General features: G+C 59.9%; 11 protein-coding genes, 1 tRNA gene and 1 pseudogene. 8 read left to right on the top strand and 5 right to left on the bottom strand.

Annotation, left to right across the window (positions count from 1 at the left end; all coding sequences use genetic code 11):
* Positions 1–9: 9 nt before the first annotated feature.
* Positions 10–345 carry a hypothetical protein gene (locus VIG90_RS04735; protein ID WP_331592301.1) on the bottom strand — a complete coding sequence of 112 codons (336 nt, stop codon included), beginning with the start codon at positions 343–345 and terminating at the stop codon, positions 10–12.
* A gap of 182 nt (positions 346–527) precedes the next feature.
* On the opposite strand from VIG90_RS04735, the pseudogene VIG90_RS19840 reads away from it, so the two are divergent.
* From VIG90_RS19840 to VIG90_RS04705, 6 genes and pseudogenes are all read left to right on the top strand, one after another.
* Positions 528–611 (top strand): annotated as a pseudogene (locus tag VIG90_RS19840) (hypothetical protein); the annotation flags it as partial.
* Between the two features lie 5 nt (positions 612–616).
* Positions 617–2,257 (top strand): electron transfer flavoprotein-ubiquinone oxidoreductase, encoded by a 1,641-nt coding sequence (locus VIG90_RS04725; protein ID WP_331592299.1) that lies wholly within the window; start codon positions 617–619, stop codon positions 2,255–2,257.
* Between the two features lie 6 nt (positions 2,258–2,263).
* Entirely contained in the window at positions 2,264–4,018 is a 1,755-nt protein-coding gene (locus tag VIG90_RS04720) for a tetratricopeptide repeat protein (protein WP_331592298.1), read from the top strand.
* An 11-nt stretch (positions 4,019–4,029) separates the two neighbouring features.
* Positions 4,030–4,908 carry a 4-(cytidine 5'-diphospho)-2-C-methyl-D-erythritol kinase gene (locus tag VIG90_RS04715; RefSeq protein ID WP_331592297.1) on the top strand — a complete coding sequence of 293 codons (879 nt, stop codon included), beginning with the start codon at positions 4,030–4,032 and terminating at the stop codon, positions 4,906–4,908.
* A gap of 92 nt (positions 4,909–5,000) precedes the next feature.
* Positions 5,001–7,862, top strand: a complete 2,862-nt coding sequence (locus tag VIG90_RS04710; protein WP_331592296.1) for an SLBB domain-containing protein — start codon at positions 5,001–5,003, stop codon at positions 7,860–7,862.
* A gap of 68 nt (positions 7,863–7,930) precedes the next feature.
* Positions 7,931–9,241: a nucleotide sugar dehydrogenase gene (locus VIG90_RS04705; protein WP_331592295.1), complete on the top strand. Its 1,311-nt coding sequence runs from the start codon at positions 7,931–7,933 to the stop codon at positions 9,239–9,241.
* 96 nt (positions 9,242–9,337) lie between these two features.
* On the opposite strand, the gene VIG90_RS04700 is transcribed toward VIG90_RS04705, so the two are convergent.
* Together VIG90_RS04700 and VIG90_RS04695 are read right to left on the bottom strand one after the other, a co-directional pair.
* Positions 9,338–10,123: a YdcF family protein gene (locus tag VIG90_RS04700; RefSeq protein WP_331592294.1), complete on the bottom strand. Its 786-nt coding sequence runs from the start codon at positions 10,121–10,123 to the stop codon at positions 9,338–9,340.
* Positions 10,124–10,162: 39 nt separating this feature from the next.
* Positions 10,163–11,164 (bottom strand): NAD-dependent epimerase, encoded by a 1,002-nt coding sequence (locus VIG90_RS04695; protein ID WP_331592293.1) that lies wholly within the window; start codon positions 11,162–11,164, stop codon positions 10,163–10,165.
* 185 nt (positions 11,165–11,349) lie between these two features.
* Here VIG90_RS04695 and VIG90_RS04690 point away from each other — a divergent pair, with 185 nt between their 5' ends.
* Positions 11,350–12,402: an MraY family glycosyltransferase gene (locus VIG90_RS04690; protein ID WP_331592292.1), complete on the top strand. Its 1,053-nt coding sequence runs from the start codon at positions 11,350–11,352 to the stop codon at positions 12,400–12,402.
* Between the two features lie 77 nt (positions 12,403–12,479).
* Positions 12,480–12,554: transfer RNA gene (locus tag VIG90_RS04685), tRNA-Gln, on the top strand.
* A gap of 91 nt (positions 12,555–12,645) precedes the next feature.
* Here the strand turns inward: VIG90_RS04685 and VIG90_RS04680 are convergent.
* The gene (locus VIG90_RS04680) at positions 12,646–13,350 is read right to left on the bottom strand and encodes a TylF/MycF/NovP-related O-methyltransferase (protein WP_331592291.1); all 705 of its coding nucleotides are present in this window, start codon (positions 13,348–13,350) and stop codon (positions 12,646–12,648) included.
* 191 nt (positions 13,351–13,541) lie between these two features.
* On the bottom strand, positions 13,542–13,811 hold the full coding sequence (locus VIG90_RS04675) for a hypothetical protein (protein ID WP_331592290.1): 270 nt from the start codon (positions 13,809–13,811) through the stop codon (positions 13,542–13,544).
* Positions 13,812–13,845: the final 34 nt, after the last annotated feature.

Genomic DNA, 13,845 nt, shown 5'->3' with positions numbered 1-13,845 from the left:
GGATCTCCATCAGCTCTCCTCTTCTCGTTGACGTCTCAGCTGGGTGCCCAGCTCGAGCCCGACGGCGGCGCCGACGAGCATCGCCAGGCGGGTCTCCTCGGCGACGAGCGTGCGCACGGCCATCAGCCGCGTGTGCTCGTCGGCCTCCAGCGCCGCCTTGGCGACCTCGTTCTCGTGCGCCTCGCCGAACCACCCGCCGGCCTCCAGCGCGCGGCCGAGGACCCGCTGCAGCCCCGGCGCCGCGTGCGTGACGATCTCCTGCGCGTGCGCGAAGCGCTCGGGGTCGCCGAGCGCGGCGACGGCGGCGTCGACCTCTTCGGCCGTGTAGGCAGGGCGCTCGGCCACGAAGCCGGGATGATATGGCCGTGAAGCTCACCAGCCTCTCCCACGGCGCCGGCTGCGGCTGCAAGCTGCCGGCGGCCGCGCTGCACCCGATCGTGGCCGGCCTGCCGCGGACCGAGCGCGACGACGTCCTCGTCGGCTTCGACACCGCGGACGACGCCGCGGTCGTGCGGCTGCGCCCCGACCTCGCGCTGGTGCAGACCGCCGACTTCTTCACGCCGATCGTCGACGACCCGTACGCCTTCGGGCGCATCGCGGCGACCAACGCGAAGCCATGCCGTATGACGTGGTGATCGTCGGCGGCGGCCCGGCCGGCCTTTCCGCCGCGATTCGCCTGAAGCAGCTCGCGCAGCAGAATGGAACTGAAGTTTCCGTTTGCGTGCTTGAGAAGGGCTCGGAGGTCGGCGCTCATATTCTCTCGGGCGCAGTCGTGGACCCCATCGCCCTGAACGAGCTGATTCCTGACTGGAAGGAAAAGGGCGCGCCGCTCAACACCCCGGTGACCGACAACAAGCACTGGGTGCTGACGAAGAACGGCAAGATCGACATGCCGCACTTCCTGCTGCCCCCGCTGATGTCCAACGACGGCTGCTACACGCTGAGCCTTGGCAACCTGTGCCGCTGGCTGGCGGGGCAGGCCGAGGAACTGGGCGTGGAGATCTTCCCGGGCTTCGCCGGTGCGGAGATCCTCTACAATGAAGACGGCTCGGTGAAGGGCGTTGCCACCGGCGACATGGGCGTGGCGCGCGACGGCAGCCACAAGGACATGTATCAGCCGGGCCTCGAGCTGCATGCCAAGTACACCTTCTTTGCCGAAGGCGTGCGCGGGCATCTCTCCAAGCAGCTGATGGACCGCTTCTCCCTGCGCGAAGGCGTGCAGCCGCAGACCTATGCCATCGGCATCAAGGAGCTGTGGGACATCGATCCGTCCAAGCACAAGGCGGGTACGGTCATCCACACCCAGGGCTGGCCGCTGGATGACGTGGCCGGCGGCGGCTTCATCTATCATCAGGAAAACAACCAGGTCGCCATCGGCTTCGTCGTGGCGCTGGACTACAAGAACCCGTACCTCTCGCCGTTCGACGAGATGCAGCGGTTCAAGAACCACCCGGCCATCCGTCCGCTGCTGGAAGGCGGCCGCCGCGTGGCTTACGGCGCCCGCGCCATCAACGAGGGCGGCTGGCAGTCCATTCCGAAGCTGACCTTCCCGGGCGGCGCGCTGATCGGCTGCTCGGCCGGTTTCGTCAACGTGCCGCGAATCAAGGGCAGCCACAACGCGATGAAGACCGGCATGCTGGCCGCCGAAGCCGCGTTCGACCGCCTGAGGGCCGGTACGGAAGGTGGCGACGAGCTGTTGGCCTACCCGGCCGCCGTCGAGAACTCATGGATCAAGGAAGACCTGTACAAGGTGCGCAACGCCCGTCCGGCGCTGGCCAAGTTCGGCGTCACGCTCGGCACTTTGTACACCGGCCTTGACCTGTGGCTGCACGATCTGGGCCTGGGCAAGCTGATTCCGTGGACCCTGAAGAACCACCCGGATCACACCCAGCTGGGCCGCAAGGAGCACTACTATCCGATCGACTACCCGAAACCGGATGGTAAGGTGACCTTCGACAAGCTGTCCTCGGTGTTCCTGTCGAACACAAATCACGAAGAGGACCAGCCTGTTCACCTGACGCTAAAGGACCAGGATGTACCGGTGAAGCTGAACCTTACGCTCTATGACGCACCCGAGCAGCGCTACTGCCCGGCTGGCGTTTACGAGATCGTGGGGCAGGATGTCGGAGATCCGAGGCTTCAGATCAATGCGCAGAATTGCGTCCATTGCAAAACCTGTGACATCAAGGACCCGACGCAGAACATCAACTGGGTTGCGCCGGAAGGCGGCGGTGGGCCCAACTATCCCAACATGTGAGGTTCCGTGATCAAGAACAACGCTGTCGCCGTCGCCGCCCTGATCTGGGGTTCTCTCCTGTGGGGGAGCCTGCCTGCGACGCCGGCCGACGCCGCGTTGTTGCCGAATGCCTCCGTCGCGTCCGCCAAGGACGAGGCGGAGGGCTATCGGGACTACATCATGGGGCGGTATGCCTGGTCCAACGACGAGTTGGCGGCTGCCGCCCATTATTTTTCCCGTGCGCTGCGAAGCCAGCAGGACGATCCGGTGCTGCGGCAGCGCACTTTTGAGCTGGCACTGGCCTCTGGCGATCGCCGGCTGGCGCTGGATATCGCCAAGGATGTGCTGCGCAGCGATCCGCAGAACTCGACAGCGGCGCTGGTACTGATTGCCGATAAATTCCGCACTCGTGATTACGCAGAGGCGCAGAAGCTGACCTCTACGCTTGCTGTCGGCGGCATCGAAGCGGTGGTCTCGCCCATTCTGGGGGCATGGGCAGCCTACGGACAGGGCCGCAAGCAGGAAGCGCTGGATGCGGTGCAGCCGAGCGGGGCCGACGGCGTGGTGAAGCTTTACCGGCTGGAACATGCCGGACACATTGCACTGGCGATGGGCCGCGCGAGCGAGGCACTGGACTTTTTCCGGCAGGCGCTCGAGATGGATGGGAACAGCCGCTGGCGCCTGCGTTTGGCAGCCGCTGCCGCCGCCCAGCGAATGGGCGATGCCGAGCAGGCCGCGGCGCTTCTCGCGATGGAGACGGACCCGGACCGGCAAGCGTTCTTCGCAGAGGCCCGCGAGCGTCTGGCCAATGGCAAGAAGATTGCGCCCCTTGTCTCGACGCCGGTGGAAGGCATGGCCGAGCTGATGCTTCATGCGGCAAACGACCTGATGCAGGGCGAGCCGATTCCGCTGGCGCTCGTCTTCTCGCGCGTGGCCGAGGTGGCCCGCCCGGACATGGTGGAAGCGCGGCTGCTCTCTGCCCGAATGCTGCGTCTCAGCAAGGAGTACCGGGGGGCACTGGCAACAGTGGAGGGGCTGGCGCCGCAAGGGCCGTTCGGCGTCGATATCATGCTGGAGCAGGCGAGAAACCTGCAGGAGCTCAGCCGCGGCGAGGAGGCGATCGGCCTTCTGGAATCCGCGAGTGTTCGATATCCGCACAGCCGCCGGGTTCGGATCGAGCTGGGCGAGGCTTTTCGGCGCATGGAGCGCTACGAGGAGGCGGTCGATGCCTTCTCGTCCGCCATTGCGCTGATCGAGCAGCCGGGCCAGCGGGACTGGTTCCTTTATTTCCTGCGTGGCGTTGGCTACGAAAAGCTTGGCCGCATGGCTGAAACCGAGGCCGATTTGCGCCGGGCCCTGGCCTTGAATCCGGACGAGCCCAACGTTCTCAATTACCTGGGCTATCTTTATCTCGACCAGCGACGGAACCTAAACGAAGCTAAGCAGTTAATAAGCCGTGCTGTGGAGTTGCGACCGGATGACGGCTTTATCATTGATTCGCTGGGGTGGGCCTATTTCATGTCCGGACAGTATGAAGAAGCTGTCAGGCACCTTGAGCAGGCGGTCGCCGTCGAGCCGGGGGATCCAACCATCAATGAGCATCTGGGCGATGCGTACTGGCGGGTGGGCCGGACCATCGAAGCCCGCTTTCGCTGGAAGGCTGCCATGGATAGCGAGCCGGAAGCCGGCCAGTCGCGCCGACTGATGTCCAAACTCGATGTGGGCCTGGATATCGCCAGTGCCGCCGCAACGCCTGCCAAGTCTGCCAAGTCTGCCAAGTAAACATAACGTCCATGACTGCTGCAATTCTCGTCGAGCCAGCTCCGGCCAAGCTCAATCTCTTCCTGCACGTCATCGGGCGGCGGGAGGATGGTTACCATCTGCTCGAGACGCTGTTCGTCTTCACCGAAGCTGGCGACGAACTGACGGTGTCGGCCGCCGACAGCCTGTCGCTGGCGATCGAAGGGCCATACGCGGGCGTGCTCGCCGGTGAGCAGGACAATCTGATTTTGCGGGCGGCTAGGGCATTGGCAGACGCTGCAGGTCTGCAAAACGCCGGTGCGCGTCTTGTGCTGCAGAAGAACCTGCCGGTTGCGGCGGGGCTCGGCGGCGGTTCGGCCGATGCGGCGGCGACGTTGAGGGCCTTGAACCAGCTGTGGAGATTGAACCGTTCGCTTGAACAACTGGCAGAGATCGGCGCCGGGCTCGGTGCTGATATTCCTGCTTGTGTCTATAGCAAGCCGATGTGGGGACACGGCATTGGCACGGAGTTGATCCCGACACGGCTTACCGAAGCTTTGCCGGTGATTCTGGTTAATCCCGGCCTTCCGCTGGCAACGCCGGACGTGTTCCGGACCTATGCAGAACTCGGACGGGAATTCTCAGCCGAACTTCCTGAGCAGGACAGTTCCTTGCAACCATCGCTTGCCTGGGCTGCGGGCCTTGCCAATGATCTGGAAACCGCGGCGAGACTTTGCCTCCCCCTGCTTGAGGACGTGCGAGACGCACTTCTGGAACAGGAAGGGGTGCGGCTTGTCCGCATGGCAGGCTCCGGCCCGACGTGGTTTGCGGTGTTCGATAATCAAGCTCAGGCCAGTCTGGCTGCCGAACGGCTACGCCGCTGCCGCCCAGACTGGTGGGTGGCTGAAACGACCGTGAAGTGCGGCCAATGATTATCCACTCGTCGGAGCTTTGCTTGACGCCCCAAGGGTCCGCCTCTATCAGCCGTTACGCTGGCACGAAGGCGGTTCAGGGGGAAAGTCATATGAATATGAGAGTAGGCGGTGGTCGCGCGGCAGGCGTTTTCCGGCGCAATCAGACCACGGCGGAACTCTCCTGCTCGTTCGCAGGGCGGATGAGCGCGGCAGTTGTATTGCTGGGTTCTGTGTTCGGTTTCAGCCTGTCGGCAGAGGCGCAGACGCTTGATCCAGCAATGCTGCAGAACCTGCAGAGAGGGTTGTCTGGCGTCCGGTCCTCGAACGGGGTGACCAGCAACTCGCCGGTTGATGCATCGCGGCAGGCCGGGGACAATGCTCCGGCAGATGATAGAACCTCAAGCGGCATGCTCTCTAACATGACGGAGAGCGAAAAAGCGCTCCGTGAACTGCAAGCCCGCGCGCTCCTTCAGAAGAACTATCAGCCGTCTGTCATCGAAGCTGAGTACCGTGACCGGACCAGCGACAAGGAACTCCGCCAGTTCGGCTACGACCTTTTTGAGATGGCAGCCAGCCAGACCACTTCTTTCACTGGTCGGATGGGCGGTAATTATGTTGTTGGCGTTGGCGACGAGTTTGTCGTCATGCTGCAAGGGCCGGAGCCACGGAACATCACCACGCGTGTGGACCGCGAAGGCCGACTAATTATCGACCAGCTCCCCCCGATTCCCGCCGCCGGACGACGCTTCGATGCAGTAATCCAAGATATTCAGGCGGCAACCCGGCAGACTATGCTGGGCACGGAAGCGCAGGTCTCGCTGGGTGCGGTTCGCAGCATCTCCGTCGTGGTGGGTGGCGAGATTGAGCGCCCGGGGCAATACACACTGACGGCGCTGAGCGATATCACGCAGGTATTTGCACAGGCGCGGGGCATCAAGCGCACGGGTTCACTGCGCAAAGTGCGGGTGGAGCGCGCGGGGCGCAGTTTTACCGTTGATCTCTATGGCCTGCTCGGCATCGGTTCGCCGCCGACCATCCGCCTGCAGGACGGTGACCGGATCGTCGTGCCGACCGTTGGCCGCACCGTGGCGGTGACAGGCGCTGTGGTGCGCCCGGCCATTTTCGAGCTTGCTCCGGGCAGCCAAAGCCTGACGCTGGCGCAGGCGGTTGCCATGGCAGGTGGCGCCGTGCGCCCGAGCGGTAACGACTTTTCGGTACTGCGCTTACGGTCGGATGGGCAGGAAGAGGTTGTGCCGCTGACTGAACAGGGCGCGCCTTTGCAGGCTGGCGACGTCTTGCAGGTCCTGGGCCGAGAACGGACCACGTCCGGCAAGGTGACGCTGAGCGGTTTTGTTACTAACCCGGGGGTGCGTTCCATCGGAACGGCCCCGACAGTAAAGTCGCTGCTGGGTACGGTGCAAAATCTGCGCATGGGCAGCTATCTGCCATTTGGCGTGCTGCTGCGCCGCGATCCGATTTCCAGTTCGACGGCCTATTCGGGCGTGAACCTCTACAACGTCTTTTATGAAAATCAGGACGTTGAGCTGCGTAGCGAAGACCATCTTATCATTCTGGGCAATAAGGATATTGCCTTTTTGCAAAGCCAGGCGGTGCGCAGTATTGTGCTAGGCCAGCCGAACTCGCTTCCGCAGTGCAAATCGCTTGCATATCTCGAAGTGCTCGTGGGCGACAGCCAGTCTGATCGTTTCAGTGCAGTAACGAGAGGCTCCTATATCGTCGGTAAAGGCTCCACTCTCGGCGTGGTCTCTACCGGAGGTGTGCAGAGCAATCTCGGTGTGTCTGATGCTGGTCAGCTCGCAGCTGAAAACACCAGTGCCTCGACGATCGCAGCAGTTCAGGCTGAACGGCAAGAAAGCCTGTCTCAACGCAATGGCCTTGATATGCCGGAGATGGAGGAAGCTCTCTGCCCGGACGTATTCGAAGAGAATCCGGCTGTACTTCCTTTCCTGTTAGAAAATGTTGTCGTTCTCGGAGGCAACCTGCGTCGTCCCGGAATTTATCCGATATGGGATTCTTTGCCGATTTCCGTAATGGCCACGGTCGCAGAAGGACTGGCGTCACGCGCCGAGAATTTCTCGATTGATCTTTCGCGGGCTGACCCCTATCGGGGCACCGCCGTGCAGAGCAGCCTCGAAGGCACGTTGGAGACCTTTAGTGCAATCAAGGTCTCGGTGGGCGACGATGTCCGCTTCAATACCATCCAGCCCAAGTATGAACCCGGTGCAGTACTTTTGACTGGGGAATTCCAGCGCCCCGGCCTTTATACGATCCGTAAGGGAGAAACGCTGTCCCAGTTGATGGAACGAGCAGGCGGTTTGTCCAACTATGCCTATCCCTATGGCGCCGTCTTCACACGTCGTAGTGTCAAGGAGGCGCAGCAGGAGGGTTTCAAGCGGACAGCCCGGGAAATGAATACTGCACTGCTGTCGCTTTCTGCGCGTAAAGGTGTCAGTGCTGATGCGATGGCGGGAGCAATGAGCCTGACGCGTGAACTGGCAACGGTGGATGCTCCGGGCCGTATGGTCGTTGAAGCCGATCCGGAGGTCCTCAAGGTATATCCGGAAGCCGACACCGTCCTTGAGGCGGGCGACGCGATTTATATGCCGAAGAAGCCCAACTTTATTCTGACCGTCGGCGATGTATTGAATCCTGGGGCTTTGCAGTTCTCCCGGGGCAAAACGGCAGGCGACTATATTCAGGAAGCCGGTGGCATCCAGCGCACCGCTGACGATAATCGGGCTTTCATCGTCTATCCAAACGGTGTGGCGCAGCCGCTGAAAACATCCGGGTGGATGCGCTCAGCCCAGGCCGCTGTGCCGCCGGGCAGTACGATCGTCGTGCCGAAGAATGTCGATCCGCTCTACAAGCTCGATATCATCAGGGATGTGGCAACGATCATTGGCCAGTTTGCGACGGCTCTCGCATCCATCGCAGTGATTTCTAACCAGTAAGATAGTTTTTGCGTCCACAGCTTAATCGCAATGCCGGCTGAATGGCCAACAACAGAAAGGAAGCTTTGATGACCGCACAGGTTGGGCCAGAAACTCGAGTGGCCGTTATCGGCTTGGGATATGTGGGTTTGCCATTGGCGGTCGTTCTTGCGCGGCACTTTGATACGGTTGGCTTTGATATTAACCAGAGCCGAGTAGATGAACTGAAGCAAGGCCATGATCGGACGGATGAAGTAACCGAGGAGGCGCTGAAAGCTTCGACGTTAAAGCTGACAACTAATGTCGAGGAGTGCCGGGGCGCGGATATTTTTATCGTCACGGTGCCAACGCCGGTTGACAATAGCAATACGCCTGACCTCCGTCCGGTCATCTCGGCTTGCCGAAGCGTCGGCAGCGTTCTGACGGCTGGAGCCGGAGCGATCGTCGTTTTCGAGAGCACCGTCTATCCCGGTGTGACCGAAGATCTGTGCGGCCCGGAACTGGAGCGCGTCTCCGGCCTCAAGCGTGGGGTCGACTTCTTCCTTGGCTACTCGCCGGAGCGCATTAATCCGGGTGACCGTGAGCATACGGTGGACCGGATTACGAAGGTGATTTCCGGCGAGAACCCGGAAGTATTGGAGGTACTCGCAGAACTCTATGGTCGCGTCACAACTGGTGGTGTTTTCCGCGCCAAGAGCATCAAGGCAGCTGAGGCGGCAAAGGTCATCGAAAATGCGCAGCGCGATATCAATATCGCGTTCATCAATGAAGTGGCGATGATTTTCCAGAAAATTGGCCTGTCGGCATACGACGTACTGGAAGCAGCCGGAACCAAGTGGAACTTCCTGAAATTCTCGCCGGGTCTGGTGGGTGGCCACTGCATTGGCGTCGACCCCTATTACTTGTCCTTCCGCGCCCAGGAACTTGGACATGACCCCAAGGTCATTCTCGCTGGCCGGCAGATCAATGACGGGATGGGGCGTTATATCGCCGATTGCATCAGTGAACGCACTGCTCCGAATGGGCGCATTCTTGTGCTCGGTCTGACTTTCAAGGAAAACGTGCCTGACCTGCGAAATTCGAAGGTCGTTGATGTCATCCGCGGGCTTGAAGCTAATGGCCACACGGTGAAGGTCCACGATCCACTGGCTGACGGTGATGAAGCGCATGAGGAGTATGGGGTTAGCCTGCTCAGCAGCAAGGCAGACATTGGGCTCGACGGCACTCCTGCAGAAGAACCGTATGACGCAATTGTCGCTGCCGTGCCGCATCAGATCTATGCAGAGATGACAGGAACTCAGATCGCAGCGCTCATAAAACAGGGCGGCCTCGTGGCAGACATCAAGGGGATGTGGCGGGCTACTGAACTGCCAGAGCATGTTAGCCGGTGGCAGCTCTAATCGTCGGCGCAATTGACAAGTTGGCAGGGTGCGATTGAAAAATCGCACCCTGTTTGACTCTGGATTTTGCCGATTTATACTTGGAAAATTGAGCGCCTACTTTGCGGGCCAGACGCGAAGCGTGCGGCCTGTTACCCTGTAATACAACAGGCCAACCCACTCATGCAGTGCGCGGTCTACCTGCTCAAGATTGTCCAGGGGGGCCAGTTTGAAACTGTCTATCGGACTGCTTAAAGGCCAGGTTTTGTAATCCACGGGAACTGGCGTGATACTGGCATTCACCGCCTCGAAGCACAGCATGGCGCGCGGCAGATGGTAGGCTGACGTGATAAGTATCGAGCGGCGGAGGGTGGAGCGGCCCAGTTGGGCGGTAGCCGCGCGGGCATTCTCACAGGTATTCCTGGTATCACTGATTATCCGAATGCGCTGACGTTCAAAGCCGACGCCAAGCGCAGTCCGCAGCATTACATCCGTATCACGAGTCCCATCAGGAAGAGTAATGCCGCCAACCAAATAGAGCTGGGCTTCCGGGAAGCGGCGGGCAAGGGCTATTCCCGTCAGAAGCCGCTCCGGCGCGCTGTTGAATTCCGGTTCGCCTCGCAGCGCGCTGGCGGGCAGGGCTTCACCACCTGCCAGAACGATAATGGCGGGAGGTGCCAAGCCTGAGTAATCGGGCTTGCTATAGCGCATCTCCAGGGGGCGCATGAGCCAGAAGCCGGTAGGCAGTATGGCCAGCAGAATGAAGAGCAGTAGGCCTGCGCCTGTAAAGCGCAGGCCTACGGAAGGGCGGCGGAATGCCAGGGCAAGCGCGCCGATCAGGCATAACCAGAAGGGGAGATTGCCCGGCCCGATCGCCGCCCAGAGAGAGTAGTTCCACGTCATTTGGCAGCGCCGCCCGTCCCTTGAGACGCACTTTTCCTATTAATCAATTTGATGGTATTTCCGGAACCACTCCACGAACTTGGGGATGCCGACATCGATTGGTGTGGTCGGCTCGAACCCGAGATCGCTCTGGATGGCGGTGATGTCCGCGTAAGTCTCCCGCACATCACCCGGCTGCATCGGCAGCAGTTCTCGTTCGGCCTTCTTACCCAGGGCTTGTTCCAGCACCTCGATCATGCGCAGCAATGGCTCGGACCGATGATTGCCGATGTTGTAAACCCGGTGCGGATTGACAGAGCCGCCCGCCTTCTTCTGGCCATCGTCTGGCGGCGGATTGTCAAGGCAGGCAACAACGCCGGTGACAATGTCATCGACATACGTGAAGTCCCGCATCATATCGCCGTGATTGAACACCTTGATGGGTTCACCCTTGAGGATGGCATCGGTGAACAGCCACAGCGCCATGTCCGGGCGGCCCCAGGGCCCGTAAACCGTAAAGAAGCGCAGACCGGTCTGTGGCAGGCGGTAGAGGTGGCTATAGACCTCACTCATTAATTCGTCCGACTTTTTCGTCGCTGCGTAGAGCGAGATCGGGAGATCGACCCGATCGTCGACGGAAAAGGGCAGTTTGGTGTTGCTGCCATAAACCGAAGATGACGAAGCATAAACCAGATGCTTCATGCCCTCCCGGTGGCGGCAATACTCCAGAATGTTAAGATGTCCGACCAGATTGGACGTGACATAAGCATGCGGGTTGGTGATTGAATATCGTACCCCGGCCTGAGCGCCAAGGTGGATCACACGGTCGATTTCAAATGGTTTCAGTGCTTCAGTCAGCGCTGCAGTATCAGCAAAGTCGACCTGAACGAAACTAAAACTGTTATGGGAGCGTTGAAGCTCTGTCAATCGCGCCCGCTTTAATTCGACACTGTAATAATCGTTAAGATTGTCGATCCCGATGACTTGTTCACCACGATCCAGGAGCCTCTTGGAGACATGGTGGCCGATGAACCCAGCGGCGCCGGTTACTAGAATTGGCATAGCCCGTCTCAATTTTCAGAGTTAACGGCTTGAGGTGTTGCGTCAAAACGGCTAGGTCACCCCGGTAACGATTGTCTTAGCTGAGCCTGCCTATGGCCGCAATCCTGTGTTGCTGCAAGTTTGCTGGTCAGTGCACGGGATTGTTTGCGTTTCCATTTGTTTTTGACTCCTGAGGTTGCATCCAGATGACTGACGAGATGCTCTGTGCCGCGTTGGGTTCTGGCCTGTTCGCTATGCTTGTTGGTCTGAACGCCCGATACCTTGGGCGGCTTTTTGGACTTCTGGATTTTCCAGATAGGGCAGGCGGGCGCAAACGCCATAGCCATATTACTCCTTTGCTGGGTGGAACTGCGGTGTTGTTGCCTGTCATTGCAGCGCTGTTCGCCATGTCTCTCGGGTTTGGCGGTATCCCAGAAGTCAATGGGAATGACATGGCGATCATCGGCTGTCTGGTGTCGGTATTCTATCTTCTGGGTGTGACGGACGATCGTCTAGAGTTGACGCCACGCTTTCGGCTGATCGTTGGCGGCGTCGCCTTCAGCCTCGGCATGATTGTGGTTCCCAGCCTGGATCTGCAGGAGCTGCGTTTTGCGCTGACATCCAACCCGCACGGGCCGATATTTGTCATTCCTTTGTCTTATTTCAGCGGCGCCTTCACTCTGCTGTGCATGGTGGGGCTCCTCAACGCCGTGAACATGGCGGATGGCAAGAACGGCCTCGTAATCGGTCTGACCTTGCTGTGGACCGGGATGCTGTCGCTTTATACCCCGGCCTATCTGCAGGGCCTTCTGCTTGTCGTTGCCGCGGCACTGGCTGTGGCGCTTTACTTCAATCTTCGCGGCCGCTTTTTCCTTGGCGATGGCGGCAGTTACGGACTCTCTGCCCTGTTTGGTGCGCTGGCGATCTACGTCTACAATCTGCCGGATAGTCCGTTGACCGCCGGGCCCATTGCCGCCTGGTTCCTCCTGCCGGTTCTTGACTGCTTGCGCCTCATCACTGTGCGGGCTCTGCGGGGGCGCTCGCCCTTTAGCGGTGATCGGGACCACCTGCATCATCACCTTGGCTATCTGCTGGGATGGCCGAATGGACTTCTGGTTTACTGGCTTTTGGCGGGTATGCCATCGGTGGCAGCGTACCTCCTTCCGGAGGCCAATCTTCAGATTATCCTGGCTGCAACTGCCGTTTATGCTACGGTCATCGCAGCCGCTTACCGCCGCCAGACGGTGAGTGCCGGATAAAAAGCGGAAAACATTCGGGCATTATGCATTTGCCTCTTTTCTCTTTGAGAGAGAACGGTATAGTGCCCGCCGCCTGCTGGGGCGTAGCCAAGCGGTAAGGCAGCGGTTTTTGGTACCGCCATTCCCAGGTTCGAATCCTGGCGCCCCAGCCAATCCACTCATTTCAATAAGCAGCGTACTCCGGCACCGCCCGGCCCCGAGGGGGCTGGCAGGTCGGTGATGCGATTCCGCTGGAGTGCTGGCTCAGCCCTTTGATTGCAAGCTGCAGATGAAGCTTTGCCCCAGTGGGCTGTAGGTCATGTAGGGGGTCAGGCGGATGTCTGGAGTATTCTGCAAGAACTCCGCCAACGCCTTCTGTTCGCCGTGCCCCGGTTGCCCCCGGTAATTATAGTAGTCGTCAAAGCAGATGATGGTGCCATCCTGCAGAAAGTGCCGGATGAAGCGCAGTACCGGAACCGTTGATTCGTACAAGTCGCAATCGACGTAAACGATCGAAGCCCTGACACCGGCACTGCTCAGGCGGCCGACAAGTGCGTCGTTGAGCGATTGGTCGTAGAATCCCTCGATAAGATCGTACTCGCCAGGCGCGAAGCCTTTTGAGGCAAGGATGCGCGCGAACTCGGTCCTGGAGCAGGCAAACTGGCCCTCTTTCCAGACCTCGTGCTTTGTATGCTTGTCGACGGGCGGAAGGCCCGCGAAGCTGTCAAAGGCCCGAAAGACGATGGGGGAAACACGATAACGACGGGCCATGGTGCGTGCATGGATGAATGTCTTGCCGCGCCAGACTCCGAACTCGAAATAGTCGCCTCGAACGCCGTTGATCTTGGCGAATTCGAAAGCCTGGGCGAGCATGCCGAACTCCGTCATACGGTTCTCGGTTCGGCGATCCAGCACTTCAAGCAGCCGTAAGGCATGTGGGCTGTTCATCAGCCCCTGCAGGAGTTTCATAAACCCCGTCCCCCAAGTCGCGTTGGTGGGTTGGTTGGTGGTCAACGGGGTTATGTTTGGCGTTTTCGCTAAAAGTGTAGTCTAAGAAATGGCACTTTTCTGCAGCAGGCTGCGCGTTTAAGTATTTTTAATATAAACTGATTTTTTTCGGAACGATGCTTGCCTGGGTCGAAGGCAAGGATTGATGGCGATCAGGACTTGCTGAGCCAGTCGGACGGGGTAGCCGCCTGCGGTGCAGGGGGCGTGTAGGCAGTGGCTGTTTTCTGACTGTCTTCTATCTGAGCCGCCTTCTGCCTGGATTTCTTGCCATCCTTGGCCGTGGGGAAGACGGGCTCGCCAAGCTCGTTGCGCGGGATGAAGCCCGGCGCGTAAGACGACTTCTTGTCTACGTAAAATGGCGAGGTTGCGCATCCCGAAAGCGCGAGCACCACTGCCATCATCGTTCCGAGTTTCCGGTACATCCTGTCTTCTGCTTTATCTTGCGCTATCAAGGTG

The organism is Pedomonas sp. (genome assembly GCF_036515995.1).
Classification (GTDB): Bacteria; Pseudomonadota; Alphaproteobacteria; order Sphingomonadales; family Sphingomonadaceae; genus Pedomonas.
This window is presented reverse-complemented; position numbering and strand designations above follow the sequence as displayed.